A 688-nucleotide genomic window follows, 5' to 3' on the forward strand; every position below is an offset into this window, starting at 1 on the left:
ACCACCACATAGCCCGGGGTCCCCTTCCGCCGCCAGCGGATGGGGACCCCGACCACCCGGCGGGTTTGCATCCGGACAGCGCCGTCCCGGGACGTCCGCCGTCAGCCCGTTCACACCGGCCCGCGAGCTTTTCGCCGCCGGCCACGTGCTCGACCCCCGTCGCACCTGCCGGCACGCCCGCCCGGACTCCTCCCCCGCGTGACCCGCGTACCGATTGCGGGTTTTTTTCGTGTATACCCCCGAGGTGAAGAAGATTCCCATACGGTCGAGTTCAGCAGCTACAACCGATTTGTAGCGAAGGCCGCCTCGTGATGACGAAGCGACCTTGTCTGGTACGAGGAGAGGGCAGAGAGCTCCGATGTCCAACTACCTTCGCAATAACGATCACACCAACCGCGAGACGACCTCCCCCTTCCGCCGCCGGCGGCTCTGGCTCGCCACCGGCGTCATGGGCCTGACGGGAGCGGTCAGCCTCGCGGGCGTGGCCTACGCGACCACCGGGGTTACCGGCGCTCACCGGTTGGCCGACGTGAAGTGGTCCACCGCGCAGCAGGTCGCCTCGGACGACGGCCAGGGCGAGGAGAAGCGCGAAGAAGGGCGCGACCAGGACCGGGAGGACCGGGACGGCAAGGACCGCGACCAGAAGGGCGAGAACCGGGACGAGGACCGGGACGAGCACGGGCGGGTC

Annotated in this window: 1 pseudogene; it reads left to right on the plus strand. The window is 69.0% G+C overall.

Annotation, left to right across the window (positions count from 1 at the left end):
- Nucleotides 1-358: 358 nt before the first annotated feature.
- Nucleotides 359-688: pseudogene (locus ACNAVT_RS31795) on the plus strand (hypothetical protein); the annotation flags it as partial.

It is taken from the genome of Micromonospora sp. SL4-19 (assembly GCF_047921475.1).
Classification (GTDB): domain Bacteria; phylum Actinomycetota; class Actinomycetes; order Mycobacteriales; family Micromonosporaceae; genus Micromonospora.